Source organism: Dermatophilus sp. B7861-1 (assembly GCF_058996045.1).
This window is the reverse complement of sequence record NZ_CM180082.1, coordinates 1,610,080-1,637,075: the sequence shown is the minus strand read 5'-3', so window position 1 is coordinate 1,637,075 and position 26,996 is coordinate 1,610,080. Positions and strand designations below refer to the sequence as shown.

Sequence of the window (26,996 nt, the reverse complement as noted above, 5' to 3'; positions counted from 1 at the left end):
CAAGATGAGTTGACCGTGGTGTGAGGGATTGATCAGTGCTTTGGAGCAAAGCGTGGTGAATGACCGCCTTCACCGCGGTGCTGTAACAGCGAAAGTTGCGGGTGGAACTGCTCAAGCATCACAGTGTGACCCGCTTTAGGGAAGAGATCTCTCAAAATTTGCGCACAAAAACTACGTCCGTTGTATACGGACGCTGCGTCAAAGTACCGCTATGCATCACGGATGGATGCCTGTGGGCGGCAATTACGTCAGGAAGGCGTGCGACCCATAGAGGAACGCTGCATATCAGCGGCTCACTGATAGAGCCTGGCCCTGTGGGTCGCCTTGACTGTCCAGACATTGCTGACTCTAACCCCAGTGAGTCCATATCGATAAATCGCGCACCATGCGACGCGATTTGCAAATGCCCACATCGCATGCTCTTGCCGTCGATCAATACATCTAGCGAGGGGTCTAGACGAGAAAGTTTCGCTACCGTAACCTACGAAACCGTAACCTAAAGTTACGTAACCGTAGGTTGCGGTCATTGCGGCCGCCCACACACACGTGCACCACCACTGCACGGAGAGGACGGCAATGAACACTTCGCTACCAACAGTCATTCAAGGCGGCATGGGAGTAGCAATCTCCTCATGGTGGATGGCGCGCAAAGTTGCCCAAACCGGCCAGCTTGGTGTCGTCTCAGGAACAGCCATGGACTCAGTCCTAGCCAGAACCCTCGAAGACGGAGACCCCGGCGGCCACTACCGCCGCGCACTCCAACACTTCCCAGACCAAGACATGGTCAAACGCGCACTCCAGACCTACTACCGCCCCCATGGACGCAACGGAGCCCCCTACCGGCCCAACCCAAAAATCACCATCAACATCTCCCGCAAAGCAATCGAACTGGCAGTTCTAGGTAACTTCGCCGAAGTCTGGCTCGCCAAAGAAGGCCACGACGGACCCGTCGGCATCAACTTCCTCGAAAAAATCCAAATGGCCACCCCCAGTGCAGCACTGGGCGCCATGCTCGCCGGAGTCGACTATGTCCTCATGGGTGCAGGCATCCCCCGCGAAATACCATCCCTACTGCGCAACTACGCAGCACACAAACCCGCAACCCTCACCATCGACGTAGCCAACGCCACCCGCACCCACACCACAACTCTCGACCCCACCAGCATCCTGAGCACCCCTCTACCACCACTAACCCGCCCCCACTTCCTCGCCATCATCTCCCTACACTCCCTAGCCACCTACCTGCATCGCGATGAAGAAATCCGTCCCGACGGATTTATCGTCGAAGGTGCCACCGCCGGCGGACACAGCGCACCCCCACGCGGAAAACTCACCCTCGACCACCACGGTGACCCCATCTACGGCCCCCGCGACACCCCCAACCTCACCGCCATCGCCCGTCTAGGCCTACCGTTCTGGCTCGCCGGAGGAGAGTCCACCCCGCAGGCCCTCCACCAAGCCCAACAAGCCGGAGCCACCGGCGTCCAATGCGGAACAATCTTCGCCCTGAGCAACGATTCCGGCCTTGATCCCCACATCCTGGCCACCCTGCACCAGCACCTACGCACAAACACACTCACCATCCGCAACGACCCCCGCGCATCCCCCACCGGATTCCCCTTCAAAATCGCTACCCTTGCCGACACCCTCTCCGACCCCAACGTCTACGAACAACGCCCCCGCATCTGCGACCTCTCTTACCTACGCACCCCCTACGAACGCCCCGACGGCAGCATTGGCTACCGATGCCCTGCCGAACCCCAAGACGCATACATCAAAAAAGGCGGAGACATCGCCGAAACCATCGGCCGCAAATGCCTCTGCAACGCACTCCTGACCAACCACGGCCGCGGACAACGCCGCAAAACCGGATACGAAGAACCACCCGGCGTCACCCTCGGCCAAGACCTCACCGGCGCGCAACGCCTACTCGACCTCTACCCCAACGGCTGGAGCGCTCAAACCGCCACATACTGGCTACTCAGCGCAGCCCACACCCCACACAACGCCAGCGGTAATCACCCTCAACTGATCTCAACCCGACGCCACTCATCAGAACGATAAAAACGCCGAACCTCCTCAAATACCCCTGCCCGTACATACGCGACAAGCAACACCCCCGAAAAATCATCCCGCCGCGCCGTCCACTGCCCATCCCGCGGATGACCAAAATCCTCCCGACGACCATCACGCAACCACACCCGCACCCCCACCGACCCTCCTCCTGACCCGCAACGACAAACACCACCCCCCACCCACAACAATCGGCCCCCACCAGGGCACAGTGAGCACAACAACCAACATGGTGAGAAGCAGCCACAAGCGTCGCGTAACCTTGACCATTGTGGCTGTTGACTTCGAATCCGAACTGACCGACCTCCGGACGACTATGAAGTCGGTCCGTGACGTGACCGACGTGGACGCCCTACGCGCCAAAATCGCCGACCTCGAAAAACAGTCCGGCGCCCCAGACCTGTGGGACGACGTCGACCACGCACAAAAAGTCACCTCAGCTCTCTCACGCGCCAACGCCGAACTAGAACGCGTTGAAAGCCTCGACTCCCGCATCGAAGACCTCGAAGTACTCATTGAACTCGGCCGTGAAGAAAACGATGCCGATACCCTCGCCGAAGCCGAACAAACCCTCGAACGACTCAAAAAATCCGTTGGAGAACTCGAGGTCAAAACCCTCCTCGCCGGCGAATACGACGAACGAGAAGCTGTCGTCACCATCCGCGCAGGAGCAGGCGGCGTCGACGCAGCCGACTTCGCTGAACAACTCATGCGCATGTACCTACGTTGGGCCGAACGTAACGACTACCCAACCAAAGTCATGGACACCTCCTACGCTGAAGAAGCCGGCCTGAAATCCGCGACCTTCGAAGTAAACGTTCCTTACGCCTACGGCCACCTATCTGTCGAAGCAGGCACACACCGCCTCGTACGCATCAGCCCCTTCGACAACCAAGGACGACGCCAAACATCATTCGCCGCGGTTGAAGTTGTTCCCCTCATCGAACAAACCGACCACATTGACATCCCCGAAAACGAACTAAAAATTGATGTGTTCCGCTCCTCCGGCCCCGGTGGACAAAGCGTTAACACCACCGACTCCGCCGTCCGTATGACACACATCCCCACCGGCATCGTCGTGTCCATGCAGAACGAAAAATCCCAGATCCAAAACCGCGCCGCCGCATACCGCGTGCTCCAATCCCGACTCCTACTGCAAAAACAGCAGGAAGAAGCCGCCGCAAAGAAAGAACTTGCCGGAGACGTCAAAGCCACCTGGGGTGACCAGATGCGTAGCTACGTCCTCAACCCGTACCAAATGGTTAAAGACCTGCGCACTGGCTACGAAGTTGGTAACCCTGACTCGGTCTTCGACGGCGACATCGACGCATTCATCGAAGCTGGCATCCGTTGGAAACGAGCAGCTGAAAAAGAGTGACCCCTAGCGAGTGTGCTGCCTTTCCAACACACTCAGCAACGGAACATGTAATCCGCTCAGCACGCTTCTAGACTCGAAAAATCGGGTGTCAGCGAACGCACCACGGCCGCGGGTGCCTGCCCACCCAGACGAGACCTGGAGGCCACCATGACTGACGAGACTCGTGCCTACACCAACCGCATCGTTGTTGGCTACGACGGCTCACCCGTCTCCCAACGAGCTCTCACCTGGGCTGCCGACGCCGCCGAACACAGCGGCGCCGGCTTAACCGTCCTCACCGCAGTCCAACTCACCGCACCCACCATCGGCGACGGCAGCTGGTACGAGCCAGCCACCGACGTATTCCTCGATGTGGCTCGCCGCGAATGCGCCGAAGGTGTCGAAACAGTACGTGCACACCACCGCGAACTTGACGTACACGCAGTGACAAACACCGGCTCACCTGCCCACCTACTCATCGAAGCCTCAAACCACGCCCGCATGACCGTTCTGGGGTCACACGGGCGCGGCGAAGTAAGCGGACTGCTGCTCGGCAGCGTCTCCAACGCCGTGGCCGGACACGCACACGGAGTAGTGACCGTCGTACCCGAAAGCACTACCGCAGATAAGAGCGCTCCGGTAGTTGTTGGAGTCAGCGACAGCCCTGATGGTCGCGCCGCAACACGCTTCGCCGCCCAAATGGCATCTGACCTCAACGTTCCACTCATCGCCGTGCGCTGCTGGGGCGCGCTGCGCAGCTGGACCATGACAGACGAAGACCATGCACGTTTCGCTACTGCAATCGAAAACTCATCACGAGCTGTGCTCGAGGAAATCATTGCCACCGAAACCACCACCCACCCACACCTGAAGGTGGAAAAACGCCTCATCCACGGCGGCCCGGAACAAGCTCTACTGGCTACAGCCCAGAACGCTCAACTGATTGTTGTCGGATCACGCGGCAGAGGCGGATTCCACGGGCTACTCATGGGATCCACATCCCGCAGCATCCTGCATGCCGCTCCTGTGCCAGTGACAGTGGTGCACGCCTAACCGCACCAGAACCCCATACACGCCACAACTAACAGGGGTGGTGTAGCCAGCTGACTACACCACCCCTGAACAGCGAAATATGTTTAGCTTTCCGCCCACTGTAGGAGCACCTGACCGTTCTGCACGGCCTGCCCTACAGTGACCTCAACGGAAGCAACCACGCCATCCTTGGGCGCGGTCACTTCCGTTTCCATCTTCATCGCTTCCAAGATGAGCAAAGTGTCACCGGACTTGACCTCGGCACCATCTTCAACAAGCACTTTGACAACCGTGCCAGCAATGTTGGCCGTCAAAGCACTCGCCGAGGAGGCAGGAGCTTTCACCGCGGAGGTAGCAGGAATACCACCACCGAAACCGCCAACCTGGATCGCGCCGAGCTGTTTCTGTTTACGCGTGTCCTCGACCTCGACCTCGACGTCGTAGACCGAGCCGTTGACTGTGATCTTGAGCTTCATATCTTCCCTCGTATGGCTCTTGCTGGTCATTCACCGGCTGATCATCGAACGTTCGACGACTGCGGTCGGATGGTGTGCGAATGCTGAATATCACTGCGGCCTTGGTCAGCCCAGCCCGATCCGGACTTCGAGGCGAAGTGGATCTGTTTGATGGTGGCGCGCTTGCCCAGTGCCGCGGCCACCGCCGCAGAGATAGCGAGAATGACGTCCTCGCTGATCTCTTCGGGGTCGTGAAGTTCAGCAACCCTGCTTTCTAGACGTTCTACGCGGGCGCTGAGGTCTTGCACGAGTACGCGCAACTGTTCGAGCTCAGAAGGCTCAGTCACATCACTCATGGTGTGTTCTCCGTTCTCGTCGACGTGTTCGTCGTGGTGAAACGTCGCCGATCACATCGGGATGAGGCCGTGCTTCTTGGGCGGTCGGATATCGCGTTTGTTCGCGAGATACTCCAAGGACTGCGCGATCATTCGGCGGGTGCTGGCTGGTTCGATGATGTCGTCGACTTGGCTGCGCGCCCCGGCAACGTAAGGGGTGGAGAACGCTTCGCGGTAATGCTGGACCAGTTCGGCTCGTTTGGCTTCGGGGTCTTCAGCGTTGGCGATTTCTTTGCGGAAGACCACGCCTGCAGCGCCCTCAGCACCCATCACAGCGATCTCAGCGGTAGGCCACGCGAACACCCGGTCCGCGCCAAGGTCTTTAGAACACATGGCTAGGTAAGAGCCGCCGTATGCCTTACGGAGAACAACAGTGATCTTAGGAACCGTGGCCGAGCTGTAGGCGAAGAGCATTTTTGCGCCGTGGCGGATAATGCCGCCGTACTCCTGCTCAACCCCAGGCAAGAAGCCGGGAACGTCAACGAGGTTGACTACAGGAATGTTGAAGGCGTTGCAGAAACGTACGAACCGGGCAACTTTGTCGGAGGCGTTGATGTCTAGAGAACCAGCGAGGAAGTTGGGCTGATTCGCGATGATTCCCACAGATCGACCAGTCACTCGTCCGAAACCGATGACAACGTTCATTGCCCAACCAGCCTGCACCTCGAGGAAATCCGAATCATCAACGATGAGCGAGATGACCTCGCGGATGTCGTATCCGCGCTTGGTGTCTTCGGGAATGATGTCGTTGAGCTCAGGGATGTCTTCGACATCGTCGTTGCCATCGACGATGGGGGGCATTTCGGAGTTGTTGCTGGGCAGGAAGCTCAGGAGTTTCTTCGCGATGAGCATGGCTTGAGCGTCATCGTCGGCAACAAAGTGCGTGACACCGGAGCGGGTCATGTGCGCGCCCGGGCCGCCGAGATCTTCAGCGGATACTTCCTCTCCCGTGACCTGCTTGATCACACCAGGACCGGTGATGAACATGCGAGATTCTTTGGTTTGGATGATGAAGTCGGTTAGTGCGGGGGAGTAGGCGGCACCGCCAGCGCACGGACCAGCGATGATAGAGATCTGTGGCACCACACCGGAGAGCGCGACGTTCTGGAAGAACACTTTGCCGTATCCGGATAGCGAATCGATGCCTTCTTGGACGCGGGCTCCACCGGAGTCGTTGATGAAGATGAAGGGCGTCCCGTTTTCCAGTGATGCTTTTTGAACGACCGTGACTTTTTCGGACTGTTTTTCACCGGCGGAGCCGCCCATGACGGTGAAGTCTTGGCTGGCGATGTGAACGGGGCGCCCCAGCACGGTAGCGGAGCCAGTGACGACGCCGTCGGCGGGAGCTTTGGCTTTGTCCATGCCGAACAAAGTGGTGCGGTGTTGAGCGAAGAGCCCTAGTTCAGCGAAGCTGCCTTCGTCGGCGAGTTCGGTGATGCGTTCACGGGCTGTGAGTTTGCCTTGCTCATGCTGCTTTTCGATGCGGGCTTCGCCACCGCCAGCTTCGAGTTCTGCGCGGCGGGCGCGGAGTTCTTTGATCCGCTCCGCCATGGTTGCGGGTTTGTCAGCCATGTGTGGTCCTTAAGAATGTGTGGAGGCGGTTAGGGGCTGTGGTCAGGCCGGTTTAACGGTGACGGAGTGGCTCTTGCCTCCGACGGTGACGTTGTAGGTGATGGGGACGCGGATGGGGCCGTTTTTGGTGTCTCCGGCTTGGGCTGCGCGTTCTGCTTCGAGCTCTTCGGGGCTTTGGCCGACGTTCTTGGGGCCTTCGGGCCGGGTAGCCCAGAAGCCAGGGGCGACTTTGGGGAACATGGCGTAGGTGAGGACGTCTTCATCAGTGCCGTCGAAGCCGGGGATGTTGGCTGCTTCCTCTTTGAGCTTGTCCCATTCGGGTTCGATGAGGTCGGCAGGCCGGACAGTGATGGGCTCTTTGCCTGTTTGTGCTTTGGCTTGTTCGACCACTTCGGGGTTCATGTCGCCGATGGTGGTGCCGTAGTAGCCGAGCATGAGGTCGGCGAACTCGGCGGTGAGGACTTTGTATTTGCCCATGAGGACGTTGAACACCGCTTGGGTGCCAACGATTTGGCTCGAGGGAGTCACGAGTGGGGGGTATCCGGCGTCTTTGCGGACGCGGGGTACCTCTTCGAGTACTTCTTCAAGGCGGTCGGCAGCTCCCTGTTGTTTGAGCTGGGACTCCATGTTGGAGATCATGCCGCCGGGGATTTGGCTATCGAAGATGGCGGTGTCGACGGTGTAGCTCGACATGAACTTCTGGTAGCGGGGTTTGATTTTGGCGAAGTGCTGTTTGACGTTTTTTAGCAGCTCTTTGTTGAGGTCAGCGATGTAGCCGGTGCCTTCGAGCATTTCTTGGAGGGATTCGGTGGGGTTGTGGCCCGGCCCTAGGGACATGGAGCTGATGGCAGTGTCGACGACGTCTGCGCCTGCCTCGATGGCTTTCATGAGGGAGACCAGGGTTACTCCGGTGGTGGAGTGGCAGTGGATGTTGATCTGCATGTCAGGCAGTTCATTTTTGATGGCTTTGACGATGTCGTAAGCCGGTTGGGGTTTGAGTAGGGCTGCCATGTCTTTGAGGGCAATAGAGTCCACACCCATGTCGGCTAGCTGTTTGGCGAGTTCGACGTAGCCCTCAACGGTGTGCAGCGGGCTGGTGGTGTAGCAGACGGTGCCTTGGGCGTGCCCGCCGGCGCGTTTAACAGCAGCGATAGCGTGTTCGAGGTTGCGAGGGTCGTTGAGGGCATCGAAGACACGGAAAACATCCATGCCGTTTTCGACGGCTTTTTCAACGAAGTGGTCGACGACATCGTCCCCGTAGTGGCGGTAACCCAGGAGGTTCTGCCCGCGCAGCAACATTTGTGTGCGCGTGTTTGGCATGAGTTTGCGGAAGGTGCGTAGGCGCTCCCACGGGTCTTCGTTGAGGAACCGGATACAGGAGTCGAAGGTGGCTCCGCCCCAGCATTCGACGCTCCAGAAACCTGCTTGGTCCAGGTCTGCGCAGGCGTCGACCATGTCCTCGAGTGCCATGCGCGTTGCCATGAGGCTTTGGTGTGCATCGCGGAGTGCGAGTTCGGTGACGCCGATCTGTCGCTGCGTGGTCATGGTGTGAGGTTGTCACGGTCTTGGTGGGATGCGCGCAACCTTTGGAGAAACCGGGACCAGAGTCACATGGAAGGTGTGAGCTGGGTTACGGGCTAGTGGATGGGGTTGCGACGCGCCGCTGCAGGAACGGGGTTCGTGTGGGCGAGGCGGCTAGGGTGCTGTGGCGTGTAGCCGGGGTTTCTTGTTCGTTTCGTGTTCTGGGAGGGCAGGGGTTGTGATCTCGTTCACGGATGTGGTCAAGACGTATCGGCGTGGTGTGAAGCCGGCGTTGGATGGGGTTTCTTTTGAGGTGGGGGCCGGTGAGTTTGTTTTTGTGGTGGGTGCTTCGGGGTCGGGTAAGTCGACGTTGATTCGGTTGCTGTTGGCTGAGGAGAAGGTTTCTTCGGGGGAGCTGTCGGCGTTGGGGTGGGATGTGGTGCGGCTGCCGCGTCGGCGGGTGCCGCAGTTGCGTCGTCAGATTGGGGTTGTTTTTCAGGATTATCGGTTGTTGCCGGATCGGGATGTGCAGGCGAATGTGGCGTATGTGCTGCATGTGTTGGGGTACAACCCTGCGGATGTGGATCGGTTAGTGCCAGAGACGTTGGATGTGGTGGGGGTGGGGTCGTTAGCGCGGCGGTTGCCGCATGAGTTGAGTGGTGGGGAACAGCAGCGGGTGGCGTTGGCGCGGGCGTTGGTGAAGCGGCCGTCGTTGTTGTTGGCGGATGAGCCGACGGGAAATCTGGATCCGGAGGCGACCGAGAGCATTGTTGAGTTGTTGGGGCGGGTGAATGCGGAGGGGACGACGGTGTTGATGGCTACGCATGATGATCGGGTGGTGGATATGGCTGGTCGGCGGGTAATTGAGCTGTGTGATGGGGTGGTTGTTCGAGATGAGGTTGGTGGTAGGTATCGGGTGGTGGCTTCGGGTGAGGGGCATGGGGGTGAGCTGCTGTGAGGCCGACGTTTTTGGTGCAGGAGGTGGGGGCGGGTTTGCGTCGCAATCTGGGGGCGTTTGTGTCGATTGTGATTGTGGCGATGGTCAGTGTTGTGTTTTTGGGGGTGGGGATGTTGTCGGGGCGGCAGGTGGATGCTGCGAAGGGGTATTGGTACGACAAGGTTGAGGTGTCGATTTTTTTGTGTACGGCATCGTCGCCGGATGCGGGGTGTGGGGGTAAGCCGGTGACTGCGGTGCAGCAGGCGGCGGTGCGGGAGTTGCTGGATGCCTCTTCGAAGGTGGTGGCGTCGTATGAGTTTGAGTCTCAGCATCAGGCGTATGAGCGGTTCCGGGCGCAGTTTGCGGGTAATCCAGCGTTTGCGCGTACTCCGGCTTCGGCTGTTCCGGCGGCGTTTCGGGTGAAGTTGGTGGATCCGAGTGAGTATGCGGTGGTTCATCAAATGTTTGGTGGGATGCCGGGAGTGGCGGCGGTGAAGGATATTCGTCAGGTGGTGGATCCGTTGATTCGGGTGTTGGACTTTTTACGGGTGACTGCGTGGGGAGTTGCTGGGGTGATGTCGGTGGCGATGGTGTTGTTGTTGGTGACGACGATTCGTCAGGTGGCGTGGACGAGGCGTCGTGAGACTGGGGTGAAGCGGGTGGTGGGGGCTTCGAAAGGGGCTTTGCAGTTGCCTTTTATGGTGGAGATGGTTGCTGCGGTGCTGGTGGCGTGTGTGCTGGCGGTGGGGGTTTTGTGGGGGGCGGTGCGTTTTGGGGTGGCTGAGTTGGCTGCAAAGTTTTCTGATTTTGGGTGGATTACTCCGGTGGATGTGTTGGTGGTGGCGCCGGTGTTGGTGGGGTGCGGGGTTGGTGTGGCGGTGGTTGTGTCGTGGGTGGCGTTGGGTCGGTATGTGCGGGTGTGAGTCGGGGGTTGGGTGTTGTTGGGGTGCCTGTACGGTGGTGGAGTCTGAGCGTGAGCTATGGAGTGGTTTGCGCGGTAGTTGTGTGACCAGTGGGAGCACTGGGTTGAGGAAGGCAGTGGCAGATGGCCAAGGAGTCGGGTGTGAAGGTGATCGCGCGTAATAAGAAGGCGCGTCACGATTATTTGATTGAGGACACCTATGAGGCCGGTCTGGCGTTGATGGGTACTGAGGTGAAGTCGCTGCGGTTGGGGCGGGCTTCGTTGGTGGATGGGTTTGCGTCGTTTTCGCGTTCGGGTGAGGTGTGGTTGGAGGGTGTGCACATTCCGGAGTATGTGCAGGGGACGTGGACGAATCATTCGGCTCGGCGGCGGCGCAAGTTGTTGTTGCATCGGGCTGAGATCGAGAAGTTGGAGTCCAAGGCCAGGGAGGCAGGGCACACGGTGGTGCCGTTGTCGCTGTATTTCAAGGATGGTCGGGTGAAGGTGGAGATTGCGTTGGCCAAGGGTAAGCGGGAGTACGACAAGCGTCAGGCGTTGCGTGAGCGTCAGGATCGTCGTGAGGCGGAGAGGGCGATGTCGGTGGCGTTTAAGCGGGGTCGGTGAGGCGCGGCTGTTTTTTCGTGAATGGGATTGGGGCGTAGTGATGGGGTTATTGATGGGTGTGGCTCGGGTAGGGGTTGCCTCGGGGATGCGTCGGTGGGTGGGGCGTGGCGTGTCGGGGCTGTGTGTGGCTGTGGTGTTGGTAGGTGTGGGTGTTGGTGGGGCGTGGGCGCAGCAGGGGGACCGTATCGCTGATTATCGGGTGGAGTATTCGCTGCGTCCTGATGGTGAGGTGTGGGCGCGGGAGACGGTGGATTACGTGTTCGGTGGTGGAAAGGACCGGCACGGCATTTTTATGGACTGGACTGTGCGGCGGAATCTTCCGGAAAGTCCGGGGCATTTCCGTGAGTACGAGATGTCGATTGTGAATGTGACGAGCCCTACGGGTGCTTCGACGGTGTATGAGAAGCGGGATCGTGGTGGTGTGTTGCGGCTGCAGATCGGGGATAAGAAGCGGTCTGTGTCGGGGCGGCAGCGTTACGTGGTCGAGTATCGCGTTAAGGGCGTGGTGAACCGGATTCCGGGTAAGGATGGCGCTGCCGATACGCAGGAGTTGTTCCTGAACCCGGTGGCGACTCATTGGGAGGCGCCGATTGATCAGGCGACGGTGACGGTGACAGGTCCGGTTGGTTCTGAGCGTCGGGAATGCTGGGTGGGGGAGGAAGGATCCAGAGATAAGTCTGGGTGTGTTGGGGAGTCTGTGGGGGGTACAGATACTTTCACTGCGACAGGGTTAGGGATGCAGGGTGAGAAGCACCTGGGCATGACTGTGGTGACGGGGTATCAGGGTGGGACGGTCAGTAATGATCAGCCGATCATCCGGGAGGGTGATGCTGAGGGTGGGCGTGCGCTGACGGAGTTTGTGCCGCAGTGGGTGGCTACGGCGATGGGTGCGGGCAGTGTTGGTGTGGGTGGGTTGGCGTTTGTGGGCGCGGTTGTGGGGATGGGGGCTGCGTATCGGCGTCGTGGTCGTGATGAGCAGTTTGTTGGGTTGACTCCTGGGGTGTTGCCTGGTGGTGAGGATGCGGCGACGGAGGCGGTGCGGTTGTCTGCGTCTGCTCCGGTGGCGGTGCGTTTTGAGCCTCCGCAGGATTCGCTGCCGGGGTTGATTGGGACGTTGCAGGATGAGTCTGCAGACATGGTGGATGTGACGGCCTCGATCGTTGACTTGGCGGTGCGTGGGGTTGTGGCTATTGAGGAGGTTCCGCGTCAGGGGAAGGATTCGGATTGGCGGATTCGTCGCGGTGAGAACTTTGATGAGGGTCAGCTGCTCAGGTATGAGCGGACTTTGGTGCAGGCGTTGTTGGGGTCTTCGGAGACGGCGTTGTTGTCTTCTCGTCGTCGGCAGATGGCTACGCGGGTTGATCTGGTCAAGTCGTATATGTATGACGAGGTGACTGCGCGTGGGTGGTTTAGGCAGAACCCGAAGCAGACACGTTCGGCGTGGGCTGGTTTGGGTGTGATTTTGCTTATCGCGGGTGCTGTTTTGGCTGCTCCGTTGCTGTTTATGTCCGGGACTGTGGCGTTGACTGGTGCGCAGTTTGGGATGTTTTTGTGTGCTGGTGCTGGGGTCGCTGCCGCTGGCGTGGTGGTGTTGTTGATGGCGCGTTCGATGGTGGCGCGTACGGCGGCAGGTACAGCTGTGTTGCATCAGGCTCGTGGTTTTAAGGAGTACTTGGTGACGGCTGAGGCTGGGCAGATCCGTTTTGAGGAGGCGGAGAAGGTTTTCAGTCGTTATTTGCCGTATGCGATTGTTTTTGGGGTGGCAGAGAAGTGGGCGAAGATCTTCGATGAGGTTGTGGCTGCGGCTAAAGCTGAGGGTGCGGTAGTGGATTCGCCGTCGTGGTATTCCGGTGGCGCTACGGCGTGGGATTACGTGGTTTTCACCTCGATGCTGCGTGATTTTTCGGGAAGTGCTGAGAGCGCTTTTTCTGCCCCGATTGACAGCGGTAGCGGTGGGGGGTCTGCGGGCGCTTCAGGGCAAAGCGGTTTTGGTGGAGGCGGTTCAGTTGGTGGTGGTGGTTTTGGTGGAGGTGGTGGTGGTTCGTGGTGAGGTGGTGTTTGAGCACCGCTGGCCGTGATGTGGGGTTAGCGTGGTGAGGTGGGCGCTGCGTGCAGTGTCGGGTGTTTCGTTGTTGCACAAGGATGTACGAGGACAGGAGCGGCTATGGGTGACGAGATGATTCATGAGATGACCAAGGAAGAAGCCGTCGAGGTTCTGGAGTCGTTGAGGTTTGGGCGGCTTGCTACAGCGGTAGCTGGAGTCCCTTTTATTACGCCGTTGAATTATGTTGCGCGTGATGGTGCTGTTTATTTCCGGACGGCCGAGGGAAACAAATTAATGGGTTTGACCATCAATGCGGATGTGGCTTTTGAGGCGGATCGTTTCGTTGATGGGTGTGCTGAGAGCGTGATTGTGATGGGGCGCGCTGAGGAGGTGGTTGCGGGGCAGGAACGAGAGTTTGCTGAGTCGCTGCCGCTGCAGCCGTGGATTGAGACCGATAAGCAGCATGTGGTGAAAATCGCGGTGGGGGAGATTTCTGGGCGGCGGTTCCAGCTGAATGAGTTTGCGCAGCTGTGATGGGTGCACGGTGGTAGCGGTGTGTTTCTGGTGAGGGGTTTCGCTGCTGGAGCGCGCTGAGCTATCGTTGGTTTCCCGGTCTGTGGTGTACAGGCAGGGCGTGTTACTCGATAACAAAACAGTGTGAGACACCCCATGGGGGTGATCGGTTTCGACGTCGATAGTTCGGCCAGGGGAAGCGGGCCGAGGATGCAGGGTTATCTCGTTAACGCTCCCTGTAAACCAATAGGTGCCGATTCCAAGCGCACCGACTTCGCCCTCGCCGCCTGAGCGAGCGCATAAAGAAGTCCGTCAGCCTAGGTTTGATTCCGGCCTAGTTCCTGGCGTCATCTAGGAATCTTGCTGCAATGTCATGTCGGGGGGCATTGCGGGACTTTTACTCGACTGGGCCTGTGTTCGGGAACGTGTGCGTGCGTGCCCGAAGGCTGAGAAACACCTAAGCGCACTGCGCCCGGAGAAGTCCTGGTCTTTCATCGGCGGACGCGGGTTCGATTCCCGCCACCTCCACCATTTGTGTGTCTCGCACTGGTTATCTGTGCGCGTGAAGGCCGGGCCCCATCAGGGGCCCGGCCTTCACGTTATGGGTGGGTTTTAGTTGCTGTCGCCAGCTTGTTCGTTGCCCTGGCGTTCTTCCATTTCTTTGCGTACCTGTTCCATGTCCAGGTTGCGGGCCTGGGTGATGAGGTCTTCGAGGGCAGGTGCTGACAGTGCGCCGGCTTGGGAGAAGACTGGGATGCCTTCTTTGACGATCATGATCGTGGGGATGGAGGTGATGTTGGCGGCGGCGGCGATGGACTGTTCGGCCTCAGTGTCGAGTTTGGCGAACGTGATGTCTTCGTGCTTTTCAGATACCTGTTCGAAGATGGGTGCGAACTGGCGGCAGGGGCCGCACCAGGAGGCCCAGAAGTCGATGAGGACGATGTCGGTCGCGGAGATCGTCTGCTCGAAGTTCTGTTCGGTCAGTGCCACTGTGGTCATGATGGCGGCAACGTCGGGCAGGGGGTGTTTGATTCCTTAGTCGATGAATCTGTGTGAATCGATTCGACGCGACCCTGCTAAATCCTGCAGACGTGTCGCACGCTGTATCCGGGGGAGTTGTGTGATGAGTTAGCAATCAGCAGCTGGGTGACAGCGGTCGTCGTGCGCAGGGCGACTTCGCGAACGTGGAGGTGTGAGTCGTGCAGACCGTGATTGCTTATGCAGGCGGGGGGGGGGCTCCTCGGAGCGTGTGCAGCAGGGGTTGCTTCGGGTGGAGCGAGCCTACGAGGGCAGGTGGGGTGTTAGACCTAAGTCGCATGCGCATCACTCTGCAACGTGCGGGCTAGTTGAGTGGTCGCGTTGCCCGTCGACGTTCCGCTGGCCTGCATGGGTGCAGCAAGGGTCGCAGGCTGTGGCCTCGGTAGGCACCCCGTTGGGTGTTGAGCGCATCACGCAGAAGGCGCCTGCAGATGCGGCGATCGAGGTGGCGCGGGTTCTTCGGAGCGCTCCTCGCAGGATCTTGGATCTTACTCCTCCGTTCGTCCTCGGATGCATCGATGCTGACGCGGACCGGCTTGACCTTTTTACAGACGCGCTGGGTGTCGGGCGGCTATTTGAGGTGCGCACTGCGTGGGGATGGGTGTGGAGCAACCGGCCTGTAGCGGCCATCAAGTTCGCTGGGCTGCCGCTGGTGCCAGACCCGCTCGGTTGGTCACAGATGGCAGTGGCGGATGAACTCTTTGGCGAGGTAACCCCGCTGAGAGGAGTCCGGGTTGTTGGGCCGGCAACGAGGGTGAGTTGGCGGCGCTCACGTCTAGCAGTTCAAAGCTTGGACACCGTGTCGAGTCAGCTCTCGTATGAAGGGGAGCTGGATGATCTGGTTGAGGAGGCGGCTGCGGACCTGAAGGGCACAGTGTCCTCCATAGGTCGTTGGTTTGATGGGACCCCCACGGTGGACTTGAGCGGAGGGCGGGATTCCCGTCTGGTCGCGGCCGCGTTCCTCGCTAGCGGAACGGCTATCACACTTCACAGCCACGATGCCGTCCCGGGAGACCTCGTCATTGCCAAGGAGTTGGTTGGACTCCTGGGGCGAGAAGTCGAACACCGTATCGAGCACACGAAGGCAGGGGGTACTGGGGCTGTTCAGATGCCCCCCGGGATGGATGCTGCCTATGCCTGGCATGAATACGCAGAAGGACTGCGCCCCTCATCGTTCTTGCTCCATCGCACCCCACGAACTTTGGATGTTGAGACCAACGTCGTCGTCGGCGGTGTTGGCGGAGAAGCGGCCCACTCTTATTACGGACCCCTTGGAAGAGTGGGCGAGCCGCAAGGGCTGCAGAGTGAGCTCCTGAGAGGAATCGAACGCGCATCTGAAGAGGAGGATGTGCTCAAGGCGTGCGCTGATCGGATTGTCCGGCGTCACTGCACTGGCGAGGCAGTCTTGGATCCTTACCGACAAGACTTGTTCATGCATGTCTTGTCAGTTCTCCGGAGGGTCAGCCGTTCAGGTGTCCCTAGCTCGGCTGTTCTGGATCATTACTACGTGCTCGAGCGGATGCGCAGGTGGGGTACAACGGGCGAAAGGAATGGTGTTTGTTCGCCCTTGCTGACGCCCAGTTTTCAACGAGCAGCTCTTGCTCTCGATCCTGGGCAACGCCGTGCAAACATGCTCCATCGCAGGCTTACTGAACGACTGGTACCTGAGTGGATTGGGGTTCCTTTCTTCCCTGGGGAAGTTCCGCAAACTTCCCCGCGGCACGGCGCTCCTCCCCGAGTCTTGCGCATGGCGGAGTGTCCTGATGCTGCTGCTATTGAGCAGGTCCTTGCTTCCGGGGATGAGGAGCAATATCCGTTCGACAGGGAAGTTGTGGCGCGGTTGTGGCGGCGGTCGGCTGCGCAAGAGACCACTGCTGACGAAGAGCTCATTATTCGAAGGGTTATTTGGCGAGCGGCATTCCAGGATTTTTTGGCAGATCTCGATGGCTTGCCTCGGTGTGAGAGGACCGGGGGTCTTCCTGTTCGGCAGGCCCCGGATGACGCGCCAGATCACAACCAGCCGGTTAACAGAATGAGCCGCATTTCAAAATCGCTCACGGCTGCGAAGGCAGCGGTGCGGCGCTCTCACCTAGCGAAGGCGGTCGCAGCGAGCAGGCTGTGGAGGTACTACCGGAGCACGTGGTGCGGTCGAATGGTTCGGAGGATGCTGGCCACTGGGTAGGCGCTCTATCGCTGCCTCGTCTACCTGCCTTCCCTACAGTAAGCATTGGCGTAGCCTGACCTGGTGGCGCCGGTGGGGCGCTGATAGGGACACAGTCCACGACTGCGCTGCTCGCGGGCAGGATCAATGGGTTACCGGGTGGGTGGGGGGCTTTTCGCCTGATCATTCGGGTACGGGCATCGTCTTCTTTGGGATAGAGTTAGTCACGGATGCCTGTGTTTGTGCAGGAACGATCTGTGTGTCATGTAGTTGCTGACTCCGTATGTGCGTGTGCGCATGGGATGTGGGACATGGTGGACGGTATCGGGAAGAAGTAGGCCAGCAGCACATACGCGGCGGTCCTTTGTGACTGCTGCACTTAGTGGCCTGTCCAAAGATTCCTCGGTTGCCGAGGAATTGGTGTTGTCCGGTTCGTTATGGATACGGGCGATAGCCACAGACAGGCAGTAACGGCCCGCTTGACAGGTTGCTCACCTGAGTCAGCCGGCCGAACAGCATCCGTTCTGCACGCAAACGCAATGTTGTGCCGTGCATACCAGCAGTCGTTCACATGCGCGGACTCCTCTAGCACGTTGCGTCCACGTCCCCGAAGACTGCTCATGAGATCGGTCCGACGAGGGGCCGAGCACGCGGCGATGTGACGCGTGCATGTGAAAACGACGTATGGCTCGTTCTCGACAGCGCATTCGATGTGTGCCCGGGTGAACGCGCCTGCCCGAGAACGAGAAGCGAGAGAGCAGATGCCAGACTTTCAGCAGGAAACCAACTCCGACAGCGGTACTTCTAGCCGTTCCGAACGCCACTCCGGCCCTAAACAGCGCTGGAGCCCAGCCCGCAAGGCGCAAGCCCGTAAAGCAAAAGAAAAACCGTTAAGCCCGCGTGAGCAGCGCCGAGCAGCCGAGTTCGGTAAAGATCGTCGTGATGGTGACCGTGGTGGGTTCCGTGGTGGTGACCGCGGTGGCTTCCGTGGTGAACGCGGCGGCTACCAGGGTGGTCGGGGCTTTGACCGGCCTGGTCGTTTTGATGAGGACCGCCGTGATGAGCGTCGCGGGGACCGTGATGACCGTGGCGGGTTCCGAGGGAACCGCCGGGACTTCCGTGGTGGTGACCGGGGCGGTTTCCGTGGTGAGCGCGGTTTCGACCGTGGCGAGCGTGGTGGTTACCGTGGTGATCGGGACAACCATCGTGATGGTGACCGTGGTGGGTTCCGTGGTGGTGACCGCGGTGGCTTCCGTGGTGAACGCGGCGGCTACCAGGGTGGTCGGGGCTTTGACCGGCCTGGTCGTTTTGATGAGGACCGCCGTGATGAGCGTCGCGGGGACCGTGATGACCGTGGCGGGTTCCGAGGGAACCGCCGGGACTTCCGTGGTGGTGACCGGGGCGGTTTCCGTGGTGAGCGCGGTTTCGACCGTGGCGAGCGTGGCGGTTACCGTGGTGATCGGGACAACCGTCGTGATGGTGACCGTGGTGGGTTCCGTGGTGGTCGGGATTTCCGTGATGGTGACCGCGGTGGCTTCCGTGGCGAACGCGGCTTCGACCGCGACAACCACCGCGAAGAGCGCGGTAGCTACCGTCGCAACGACGAACACACGCACCACGAAAAACGCGAATTCCGTGGCCGTGACGAGCAACGCCGCACCCACAGCGGCTCCGACTTCGCTCGGGACAAGCACCGCCGCCCCCGCTCATACGACCCAGCCCGCGTAGAAGAAGCCCCCCGCGAATACGAAGCCGAGCGGATGCGCCGCGCCGAACGGCCCCGCCGCGTGGAAATCCCCGAAGACCCAACCCAGGGCTTCCAGGGCCTGGGCGTACCGATGCCTATCGTTGAGCGCCTCGCCCGGGATGGAATCGCTGAACCATTCCCCATCCAAACCGCCACCATTCCCGACGCCATCGCTGGCCGTGACGTTCTAGGTCGCGGGCGTACCGGCTCGGGAAAAACAATGGCATTCGGGATTCCCGTACTGACCCGCCTGGCAGGACGCAGCAGCGAACCTCGCTGCCCACGCGCCGTGATCCTCTCACCCACGCGTGAACTCGCGATGCAAATCGGGGACGCTATCGGCCCACTCGCTAAAGAGATGAACCTGCGCCACAAACTCGTCGCTGGCGGCATGCCCTACGAACCCCAAATCAACGCCCTCGAGCGCGGCGTAGACATCCTCGTGGCAACCCCCGGGCGCATCAACGACCTCGTCGAGCGCGGCGCAGCCTGCCTAGACAACGTGGAAATCTTCGTCCTTGACGAAGCAGACCTGATGGCAGACATGGGATTCCTCCCCGACATCACCACCCTGCTCGAGGCAATCCCCGAAACCGGTCAGCGTCTGCTGTTCTCCGCAACCCTCGACAAAGGTATCGACGACGTCGTCGAAAAATACCTCCACGACCCGGTCGTGCACTCCACCGACGAAGCAAAAGCCTCCGTCGCGACGATGTCACACCACATCTTCCTCGTGGACCCCAAGTACAAGAAACCCATCACCGGTGACATCGCTAACCGACCGGGCCGCACCGTAGTGTTTGTCCGCACCAAGCTCGGCGCCGACCGTGTCGCCATGCAGCTACGCGAACAAGGCGTGTTCGCCGCTGCCCTGCACGGTGGCCTCAACCAAGGCATGCGAACCCGCATTCTGGCCGCCTTCAAAGACGGCACTCTCCCGGTCCTTGTCGCTACCGACGTCGCATCCCGTGGTATCCACGTCGATGACGTCTCAGCAGTACTGCAGGTCGACCCACCCCGTGACCACAAGGACTACCTACACCGCGCAGGCCGCACCGCACGCGCCGGCTCCAACGGTGTTGTTGTCACCCTGGCGTTGCCGCACCAACGCAAACTGATGAAGCGCATCGCCAGCGACGCCGGCCTTGAGGTAGAGCCACAGAAAGTCGACCTCGGTCACCGTGAAATCATCGAAACCACAGGCGCATCACGCCCCAGCGGTGAACCGATTTCCGAAGAACGCCTCCGCGCAATCACCGACCCGCCCCGCCGCCCCCGCGGCGGATTCAAAGGCGGCCGCGGCGGCTTCAAAGGCGGTCGCGGACACGGCCGCGGCGGACACGACCGCCCCCGTCGCCGCTACGAGGACTGAGAACCTCCCACACTGACTGACCACGCAGGGGCCCAACCGATTGTTCGGTTGGGCCCCTGCGTGGTCAAATACCGCAGCTGCGGCTGCTCAACCACACGGCAGCGAATGCACACACGTAGTGATCAACCGTGCGGCCGTCCTGGCAGTGCGCCCATCAATATCCAGCTGCGGACACAGCTCCACAACATCAAGCACAACTAACTTGCCCGTAGCCGCCACCCGACGACACAACGCCTCAACTACCTCCACCGGCACACCAAATCCCGCAGGTGCGCTCACCCCCGGCGCAACAGCAGCAGGAAGCACATCCAAATCAATTGACAAATGGATAGCATCAACACGGGCAGCCAGCTCATCTACCAGCTGCTCCAATGCCGGAAGATACGCAGCCGTCGCCGCGGTATCCAGCACATACCTCACCCCCAAAGCATCAGCAGTGTCGAAAAGAACCCGCGTGTTCGACGCCTGCGCAATCCCCACCACCGTGTAATCAAACACACGACCAGCGGCGGCATCAGCAGCTGCCATCTGCAAAAACGGTGTACCCGACGTAGGCCCATCAGCCTGACGAAGATCGAAATGGGCATCAAGATTAAGCACCCCCACTCGAGCATCACCCCACCGCGAAGACCCAACCCGCCCTAAATAGCTGCCCCACGCCGTCTCATGACCGCCACCGAGCACCACCACCAAACGATGCGAATCCACAAGCCCAGCCACCCGCTGACCTAACGCAGCCTGACCAGACTCCAAATCCTCATCGAAGACCGCGACAGTACCGCCATCAAACAACGGCACCTGCGTATGCACCGCCATAGGCGCTAACGCAGCCCGCAACACATCAGGCCCAGCAGCAGCACCAACCCGGCCACCATTACGACGTACCCCTTCATCGCTAGCGAACCCCACCAGCGCAACCCCACCAGCATCAGTAACGGACATCGAGGCAGCACAAACCCGCTGATGCCACCGCCAATGTTCGCGGCCATGCCCATCAAACCGCCCCTGCCACACCGACGCCCCCGCCTCGCTATCGCTCATGCGCTCGACTCTAAAACCACACGCTGCGGTTGTCCTGCACAGCAGCAACAGATACCAGACACCCCACCCAGGTGTCTGGTATCCCAGACACAAACTGCCCCATCCGCGCTGACCCGACTGTGCCCGAAGCGTTCTCATGGTGACCAGATCCATACGCAGACAAAGGAGTCACCGGATATGGCACTGCCCGGAGCACGCGAAGTCCGCGCCCCACGCGGACCCGGCATCACCGCAAAAAGCTGGCAAACCGAAGCACCCCTACGCATGCTCTGCAACAACCTCGACCCCGAAGTTGCCGAACGCCCCGACGACCTCGTCGTATACGGAGGCACCGGACGCGCCGCCCGCTCCTGGGAAGCCTTCGATGCCATCATCGCCACCCTCACCGACCTCGAAGACGACGAAACCCTCCTCATCCAATCCGGCAAACCCGTCGGCGTATTCCGCACCAACACCTGGGCACCACGCGTACTCATCGCCAACTCCAACCTCGTCGGCGACTGGGCAACCTGGCCCGAATTCCGCCGCCTCGAAGCCGAAGGCCTCATGATGTACGGCCAAATGACCGCCGGATCCTGGATCTACATCGCCACCCAAGGCATCCTCCAAGGCACCTTCGAAACATTCGCCGCCGTAGCCAAAAAACGCTTCGACGGAACCCTCGCCGGCACCATCACCCTCACCGCAGGCTGCGGTGGCATGGGCGGAGCCCAACCCCTAGCCGTCACCCTCAACGGCGGCGTAGCCATCGTTGTCGACGTCGACCGCACTCGACTCCAACGCCGCGTCTCCAAGCGATACCTCGACCTCATCGCCGACTCCCTCGAAGAAGCCATCACCAAAGCCAACGCCGCCAAAAACGACAAAAAAGCCCTCTCCATTGGCCTCGAAGGCAACGCCGCCGACGTATTCCCCGAACTACTCGAACGCCACAAAAACGGACAGATCCACATCGACATCGTCACCGACCAAACCAGCGCCCACGACCCCCTGTCCTACCTACCCAGCGAAATCCCCATCGACGAATGGGCAGACGAAGCAGCAGCCGACCCCATCGGCTTCACCAAAAAAGCCGAAGAATCCATGGCCCGACACGTTCAAGCCATGGTCGAATTCCAAGACACCGGCGCAGAAGTATTCGACTACGGCAACTCCATCCGCGACGAAGCCCGCAAAGCCGGATATACCCGCGCATTCGAATTCCCCGGATTCGTCCCCGCATACATCCGCCCCCTCTTCTGCGAAGGCCTGGGCCCCTTCCGATGGGTTGCCCTCTCTGGAGACCCTGAAGACATCAAAGTCACCGACGACGCTCTCAAAGAGCTCTTCCCCCACAACGAACACCTCCACCGATGGCTCGACGCCGCCGAAGAATTCGTCGAGTTCGAAGGCCTACCCGCCCGCATCTGCTGGCTCGGATACGGCGAACGAGACAAAGCAGGAAAACTCTTCAACGACCTCGTCCGCGACGGCAAAGTCAAAGCCCCCATCGTCATCGGCCGTGACCACCTCGACTCCGGCTCCGTAGCCTCCCCCTACCGCGAAACCGAAGGCATGAAAGACGGCTCCGACGCCATCGCCGACTGGCCACTACTGAACGCCCTCACCGCCACAAGCTCCGGAGCTACCTGGGTCTCCATCCACCACGGCGGCGGTGTCGGCATCGGACGCTCCATCCACGCAGGCCAAGTAGGTGTCGCAGACGGCACAGACCTCGCCGCAGAAAAACTCACCCGTCTACTACTCAACGACCCAGGCATGGGAGTGATCCGCCACGCCGACGCCGGATACGAACGCGCACAACACGTAGCCGACGAACGCGGCGTGCGCATCCCCATGCACGAACACAACAAAAGAGGCGAAGCGTGAGCGAACTCATCACCGGCATCACCGAACTGCTCACCAACAACCCTGACCACCCCCGCATCACCGACGCCGCCATCGTCATCGACGGCGAACGCATCGCATGGGTCGGCCAAGCCAAAGCAGCCCCAGCCACAGACTCACGCACCGACGTAGCCGGACGCGCCGTCCTCCCCGGATGGGTCGACTCCCACAGCCACCTCGTCTTCGCAGGCGACCGCTCCGCCGAATTCGAAGCCCGCATGGCCGGAGAACCATACGCAGCCGGAGGGATCGGCGTCACCACCGCAGCAACCCGCGCCGCCAGCGACGACGAACTCACCCACCTCGTGACACAGCGCGTAGCCGAAGCCCACGCTGGCGGAACCACCTACTTAGAAACCAAAACCGGATACGGCCTCGACGTGGAACAAGAAGCCCGCGCCGCGCGCATCGCCGCCAACGCCGTCGACGAAGTGACATACCTAGGTGCCCACCTGATCCCCCCAGGACCCGACGGGCGTCCCATGGATGCCGACACGTACATCGACCTCGTCACCGGCCCGATGCTCCAAGCAGTACGGCCATACGTTCAATGGGCCGACGTGTTCTGCGAAGAAGGCGCCTTCACCGTTGAACAATCACGCCACATCCTCACAGCCTGCAAAAACGCCGGACTTGGGCTGCGCGTACATGGAAACCAAATCGGCCATTCCGGGGGAGTGGCCCTGGCAGTCGAGATGGGCGCAGCCAGCGTCGACCACTGCAACTACCTCGACGACAACGACATCAACGCCCTAGCCGCAACAGAAACAGTCGCCACCGCGCTACCCGCATGCGACCTATCCACCCGAGCGCCCCTAGTACCGGCACGACGACTCCTCGATGCCGGGGTAACGATGGCCATCGCCACCAACTGCAACCCCGGCACCAGCTACACCAGCTCAATGAACTTCTGCGTCGGCGTCGCTGTGCTGCAAATGGGCATGACCATCCTCGAAGCAGTCCGCGCCGCAACTTGGGGCGGAGCCCGAGCACTCCGCCGCGAAACCGGCACCGACACCTGCCCAGCCATCGGCTCAATCATTCCCGGAGCACGCGCAGACCTCCACGTCCTCGATGCCCCAGCGGCCATCCACCTGGCCTACCGGCCCGGAATGCCCCTCACCTGGGGCGTCTGGCGTGCCGGAGCCCGAGTGCACAGCAACCGCTGACCCCACAAAACCCTTCCCGCACTGGGCCCTCGACCCACGAAAGGTTCCCCATGACACGTCATCAGACCGACGCAGTGACCATTTCCACCCACTCAATGAGCACGAGCGACGTCATCGCCGTAGCCCGCCACGGCGCCCACATCACCCTCAGCGAAGACAGCATCACCAAAGTCACCACTGTTCGGGCACACATCGATGCACTCGCCTCCTCCGCTACCCCCGTCTACGGCATCTCAACCGGCTTTGGGGCCCTAGCAACCGAACACATCCCCGTCGACAAACGCACCAAACTTCAACAGTCCCTCGTGCGCTCCCACGCTGCAGGCATCGGTCCAGAAGTAGAAAAAGAAGTAGTACGAGCACTCATGCTGCTCCGCCTCAAAACACTGGCCTCTGGGCACACCGGCGTACGCCCAGAAACCATGAACGCCCTAGCTGCCCTCCTCAACGCCGGAATCACCCCCATCGTTCACGAATTCGGGTCACTGGGCTGCTCCGGCGACCTGGCACCCCTAGCCCACTGTGCCCTGGTACTCATGGGGGAGGGGCGCGCCACCGGCCCCGACGGTGTCGAACGACCTGTCCCGGAACTGCTCGGCGACGCTGGAATCACACCCATTGTTCTCGCCGAAAAAGAAGGTCTTGCCCTCATTAACGGCACCGACGGGATGCTCGGGCAACTCATCCTCGCCCTCGAAGACCTCCGCACCCTCGTCGATATCGCCGACGTCACCGCAGCACTATCTGTAGAAGCCCTCGGCGGCACTGACCAAGTGTTCCTCCCCGAACTGCACCTGCCGCTGCGCCCCCACCTAGGCCAATCCATATCCGCCGACAGGATGCTGCGCACACTGGCCGGATCCAAAATCGTCAACCACAACAGAAACAACGAAATCCGAGTACAAGACGCCTACTCACTGCGCTGCGCCCCACAAGTGTCCGGATCCCTGCGAGACACCCTCACCTACGCCACCGGTGTCGCTGAACGTGAACTCGCCGCCGCCATCGACAACCCTGTCGTTCTGGACGACGGGCGGGTGCTGTCCAACGGAAACTTCCACGGCGCACCCATCGCGCACGTCCTGGACTTCATCGCTATCCCCGTCACCGACCTAGCCTCCATGGCTGAACGCCGCACCGACCGGATGCTCGACGTCAAACGCAGCCACGGGCTACCTCCGTTCCTTGCTGATGACCCAGGAACAGACTCCGGGCTGATGATCGCCCAGTACACCCAAGCCGGCATCATCTCAGAACTCAAACGCCTCGCCACCCCCGCATCAGTGGACTCCATCCCCAGCTCAGCGATGCAAGAAGACCACGTCTCCATGGGGTGGCACGCAGCCCGAAAACTCCGCAAAGCCGTCGACGGGCTCCGCCGCGTGCTCAGCATCGAGCTCGTCGCAGCAACCCGCGCTATACAACTACGAGCCCCTCTAGAACCTGGCCCCGTTGCCCGCGCCATCATCGAGGCTCTCCCCGCGCAGATCGATGCTCCCGGGCCCGACAGCTTCATGACCCCACAGCTACAAGCCGCGGAAGAAATGCTTGCTGACGGAACATTCACTACCATCGTGGCAGCCGCACTCGGAGATTAAAACCGCACGAACGTCTCACATAGTCACAACGATTCCTGCGATCGACTTTTCACAACGGCCTCACGGATCGAAGATGGTCTAGTGAGATCCACCATTGGAAAGCTCCTAGTCGCCACCCCGACGATGGAAGGTGGCATTTTTCAGCGTTCGGTCGTTTTCGTGCTTCATCACGACGCCGACGGGGCGCACGGGGTTGTGCTGAACAAACCTCTCGAAACTGACCTGACTCCTGTGCTCCCCGATTGGCAGCCCTACGTCAGTGAGCCTGCCCAACTGTTCCAAGGCGGACCCGTCGGCCTGGACAGCGCTATGGGGTTAGCTTCTGTGCCAGGGCAAACGCAGACCGATGGTGTGGTGTCTTTGTTTGGGTCGATTGGCGTGGTCGATCTCGACCACGCCCCGGAGATATTGGCGCAACACGTAGCTTCCTTGCGGGTGTTCGCTGGCTACGCAGGATGGTCCGCAGGGCAACTCGAAGAAGAACTCAGCGCAGATGCGTGGTACGTCGTCGAAGCCGAAGTCGGTGACGTGTTCACCCCGTGCCCCGAGGAGCTATGGCAGTCAGTGCTGGCTCGCCAGCACGGGCGGTTGTCCTGGGTGGCGAGGTTCCCTGACGACCCAACGATGAACTGAGGTGATGCCCCTGCGCAGGGGCATCACGCGCATCAGAGCAGCCCTGCCTCGCTGGCTCGCCTATACGTTGCTACGCGGGCAGATTCGATACGTCGACGATTCAGTGCAGTAGGGAAAAGATTGAAATGGGGACGGGTAACCACCTGTCCGCCAGCACGCAGCGCATCCCCCAGCGAGCGTCCGCGCAGCCCACGCTCCTCACCCGCGGCAAGAACCCGGTTGAGCAAGTCATAGCGATCCAACGCAGGCTCAGGGCCATCATCAGCGCCGTCAGCGTGGGAGGCGAACCCGTCGTGGAACAACACGATGGCGCCTCGCTCCAGCGAGCTAGTAGCTTTCGCGACACGGGTGTCATTGTCGACAAACGGGTTCCAATCGTGACTAGTGCTGCTCCACAACACAGAAGTCATTCCAGCCGAAGTGATCTCACGCCAGGCGGCAATAGTTTGATCACCGTATGGCGGGCGATACCAGCGCACCTGCTGCCCCAAAACATCTTCCAGGTCTGCTTTAGCCACCCGCAGGTTCTCGCGGATCTGCTGCGGATCCAACAGCGAAAGATGCTGGTGATCCAAGCCATGCAGGCCGATCTCATGGCCAGCAGCAACAACCTCACGCAACAACCCCGGGTCATTGCGCACCGATGTCGACAACACAAAAAACGTGCCGGTGGCGTCATGCTCAGCCAACGCCCGCAGGATCTGTGGAGTACGTTCAGCAGTAGGGCCATCATCAAAAGTAGGAACCCAATGGCCCTGGTCTGTGCGTAGCGAACTGACAGAGCCGATGGAGTCCGGTGCGTGTTCAAGCACCTTCATAACTGCCAGTTTCGCGGTATGGACCAGGTCGCTCATGGAATGCCTTCCCCGTTTGTGTATGCACTTGAGTGTAGGGGCGTAGCTATGCAGGAGCAGCGGGCGTGGTAC

At 60.4% G+C, this 26,996-nt stretch carries 21 protein-coding genes and 1 other RNA gene; 14 read left to right on the top strand and 8 right to left on the bottom strand.

Annotation, left to right across the window (positions count from 1 at the left end; translation table 11 throughout):
- The first annotated feature begins 576 nt into the window (after positions 1 to 576).
- Positions 577 to 2,064 carry a beta/alpha barrel domain-containing protein gene (locus tag AC2T9U_RS07250; RefSeq protein ID WP_493695657.1) on the top strand — a complete coding sequence of 496 codons (1,488 nt, stop codon included), beginning with the start codon at positions 577 to 579 and terminating at the stop codon, positions 2,062 to 2,064.
- Here the strand turns inward: AC2T9U_RS07250 and AC2T9U_RS07245 are convergent.
- Complete coding sequence (locus tag AC2T9U_RS07245) at positions 2,025 to 2,213, bottom strand: hypothetical protein (RefSeq protein WP_147279174.1); 189 nt, start codon at positions 2,211 to 2,213, stop codon at positions 2,025 to 2,027. The genes AC2T9U_RS07250 and AC2T9U_RS07245 overlap by 40 nt on opposite strands.
- Positions 2,214 to 2,344: 131 nt before the next feature.
- On the opposite strand from AC2T9U_RS07245, the gene prfB reads away from it, so the two are divergent.
- Positions 2,345 to 3,451 carry a peptide chain release factor 2 gene (gene prfB, locus AC2T9U_RS07240; protein WP_115029863.1) on the top strand — a complete coding sequence of 369 codons (1,107 nt, stop codon included), beginning with the start codon at positions 2,345 to 2,347 and terminating at the stop codon, positions 3,449 to 3,451.
- A gap of 147 nt (positions 3,452 to 3,598) precedes the next feature.
- On the top strand, positions 3,599 to 4,483 hold the full coding sequence (locus AC2T9U_RS07235) for a universal stress protein (protein WP_493695656.1): 885 nt from the start codon (positions 3,599 to 3,601) through the stop codon (positions 4,481 to 4,483).
- An 83-nt stretch (positions 4,484 to 4,566) separates the two neighbouring features.
- On the opposite strand, the gene AC2T9U_RS07230 is transcribed toward AC2T9U_RS07235, so the two are convergent.
- Genes AC2T9U_RS07230 through AC2T9U_RS07215 form a run of 4 tightly spaced genes read right to left on the bottom strand, consistent with a single transcriptional unit; the run spans position 4,567 to position 8,429 of the window.
- Positions 4,567 to 4,938, bottom strand: a complete 372-nt coding sequence (locus tag AC2T9U_RS07230) for a biotin/lipoyl-containing protein (protein ID WP_028327910.1) — start codon at positions 4,936 to 4,938, stop codon at positions 4,567 to 4,569.
- A 41-nt stretch (positions 4,939 to 4,979) separates the two neighbouring features.
- Entirely contained in the window at positions 4,980 to 5,273 is a 294-nt protein-coding gene (locus AC2T9U_RS07225; RefSeq protein WP_493695655.1) for a hypothetical protein, read from the bottom strand.
- A gap of 51 nt (positions 5,274 to 5,324) precedes the next feature.
- The gene (locus AC2T9U_RS07220; protein ID WP_208303243.1) at positions 5,325 to 6,884 is read right to left on the bottom strand and encodes an acyl-CoA carboxylase subunit beta; all 1,560 of its coding nucleotides are present in this window, start codon (positions 6,882 to 6,884) and stop codon (positions 5,325 to 5,327) included.
- Positions 6,885 to 6,926: 42 nt separating this feature from the next.
- Positions 6,927 to 8,429, bottom strand: a complete 1,503-nt coding sequence (locus tag AC2T9U_RS07215; RefSeq protein ID WP_115029869.1) for a methylmalonyl-CoA carboxytransferase subunit 5S — start codon at positions 8,427 to 8,429, stop codon at positions 6,927 to 6,929.
- A 214-nt stretch (positions 8,430 to 8,643) separates the two neighbouring features.
- On the opposite strand from AC2T9U_RS07215, the gene AC2T9U_RS07210 reads away from it, so the two are divergent.
- The 6 genes from AC2T9U_RS07210 (at position 8,644) to ssrA (ending at position 13,955) form a co-directional block, all read left to right on the top strand.
- Positions 8,644 to 9,363 (top strand): cell division ATP-binding protein FtsE, encoded by a 720-nt coding sequence (locus AC2T9U_RS07210; RefSeq protein ID WP_115032481.1) that lies wholly within the window; start codon positions 8,644 to 8,646, stop codon positions 9,361 to 9,363.
- Positions 9,360 to 10,265 (top strand): permease-like cell division protein FtsX, encoded by a 906-nt coding sequence (gene ftsX, locus AC2T9U_RS07205; protein ID WP_208305791.1) that lies wholly within the window; start codon positions 9,360 to 9,362, stop codon positions 10,263 to 10,265. Before AC2T9U_RS07210 ends, ftsX begins: the two co-directional genes overlap by 4 nt.
- A gap of 122 nt (positions 10,266 to 10,387) precedes the next feature.
- Entirely contained in the window at positions 10,388 to 10,867 is a 480-nt protein-coding gene (gene smpB, locus AC2T9U_RS07200; protein ID WP_115029871.1) for an SsrA-binding protein SmpB, read from the top strand.
- A 40-nt stretch (positions 10,868 to 10,907) separates the two neighbouring features.
- Positions 10,908 to 12,917 carry a DUF2207 domain-containing protein gene (locus AC2T9U_RS07195; RefSeq protein ID WP_493695654.1) on the top strand — a complete coding sequence of 670 codons (2,010 nt, stop codon included), beginning with the start codon at positions 10,908 to 10,910 and terminating at the stop codon, positions 12,915 to 12,917.
- A 114-nt stretch (positions 12,918 to 13,031) separates the two neighbouring features.
- The gene (locus AC2T9U_RS07190) at positions 13,032 to 13,445 is read left to right on the top strand and encodes a pyridoxamine 5'-phosphate oxidase family protein (protein ID WP_115029875.1); all 414 of its coding nucleotides are present in this window, start codon (positions 13,032 to 13,034) and stop codon (positions 13,443 to 13,445) included.
- Positions 13,446 to 13,582: 137 nt separating this feature from the next.
- Positions 13,583 to 13,955: a transfer-messenger RNA gene (gene ssrA / locus AC2T9U_RS07185) on the top strand.
- Between the two features lie 81 nt (positions 13,956 to 14,036).
- Here ssrA and trxA read toward each other — a convergent pair.
- The gene (trxA, locus tag AC2T9U_RS07180) at positions 14,037 to 14,423 is read right to left on the bottom strand and encodes a thioredoxin (protein WP_208303247.1); all 387 of its coding nucleotides are present in this window, start codon (positions 14,421 to 14,423) and stop codon (positions 14,037 to 14,039) included.
- Between the two features lie 2,961 nt (positions 14,424 to 17,384).
- Here trxA and AC2T9U_RS07175 point away from each other — a divergent pair.
- Complete coding sequence (locus tag AC2T9U_RS07175) at positions 17,385 to 19,742, top strand: DEAD/DEAH box helicase (RefSeq protein ID WP_493695653.1); 2,358 nt, start codon at positions 17,385 to 17,387, stop codon at positions 19,740 to 19,742.
- 87 nt (positions 19,743 to 19,829) lie between these two features.
- On the opposite strand, the gene hutG is transcribed toward AC2T9U_RS07175, so the two are convergent.
- Entirely contained in the window at positions 19,830 to 20,783 is a 954-nt protein-coding gene (hutG, locus tag AC2T9U_RS07170; RefSeq protein ID WP_493695652.1) for a formimidoylglutamase, read from the bottom strand.
- Between the two features lie 177 nt (positions 20,784 to 20,960).
- On the opposite strand from hutG, the gene hutU reads away from it, so the two are divergent.
- The 4 genes from hutU to AC2T9U_RS07150 all read left to right on the top strand — a co-directional run bounded on the left by hutU (position 20,961) and on the right by AC2T9U_RS07150 (position 26,070).
- Positions 20,961 to 22,652, top strand: coding sequence for a urocanate hydratase (hutU, locus tag AC2T9U_RS07165; protein WP_208303251.1), 1,692 nt, complete (start codon positions 20,961 to 20,963; stop codon positions 22,650 to 22,652).
- A complete protein-coding gene (gene hutI, locus AC2T9U_RS07160; RefSeq protein ID WP_493695651.1) occupies positions 22,649 to 23,839 on the top strand; it encodes an imidazolonepropionase in 1,191 nt (396 codons plus the stop codon). Before hutU ends, hutI begins: the two co-directional genes overlap by 4 nt.
- Before the next feature lie 50 nt (positions 23,840 to 23,889).
- Positions 23,890 to 25,437: a histidine ammonia-lyase gene (hutH, locus tag AC2T9U_RS07155; RefSeq protein ID WP_493695650.1), complete on the top strand. Its 1,548-nt coding sequence runs from the start codon at positions 23,890 to 23,892 to the stop codon at positions 25,435 to 25,437.
- Positions 25,438 to 25,518: 81 nt separating this feature from the next.
- On the top strand, positions 25,519 to 26,070 hold the full coding sequence (locus tag AC2T9U_RS07150) for a YqgE/AlgH family protein (RefSeq protein ID WP_208303254.1): 552 nt from the start codon (positions 25,519 to 25,521) through the stop codon (positions 26,068 to 26,070).
- Positions 26,071 to 26,102: 32 nt separating this feature from the next.
- Here the strand turns inward: AC2T9U_RS07150 and AC2T9U_RS07145 are convergent, their stop codons facing one another.
- Entirely contained in the window at positions 26,103 to 26,924 is an 822-nt protein-coding gene (locus tag AC2T9U_RS07145) for a polysaccharide deacetylase family protein (RefSeq protein WP_115029895.1), read from the bottom strand.
- Positions 26,925 to 26,996: the final 72 nt, after the last annotated feature.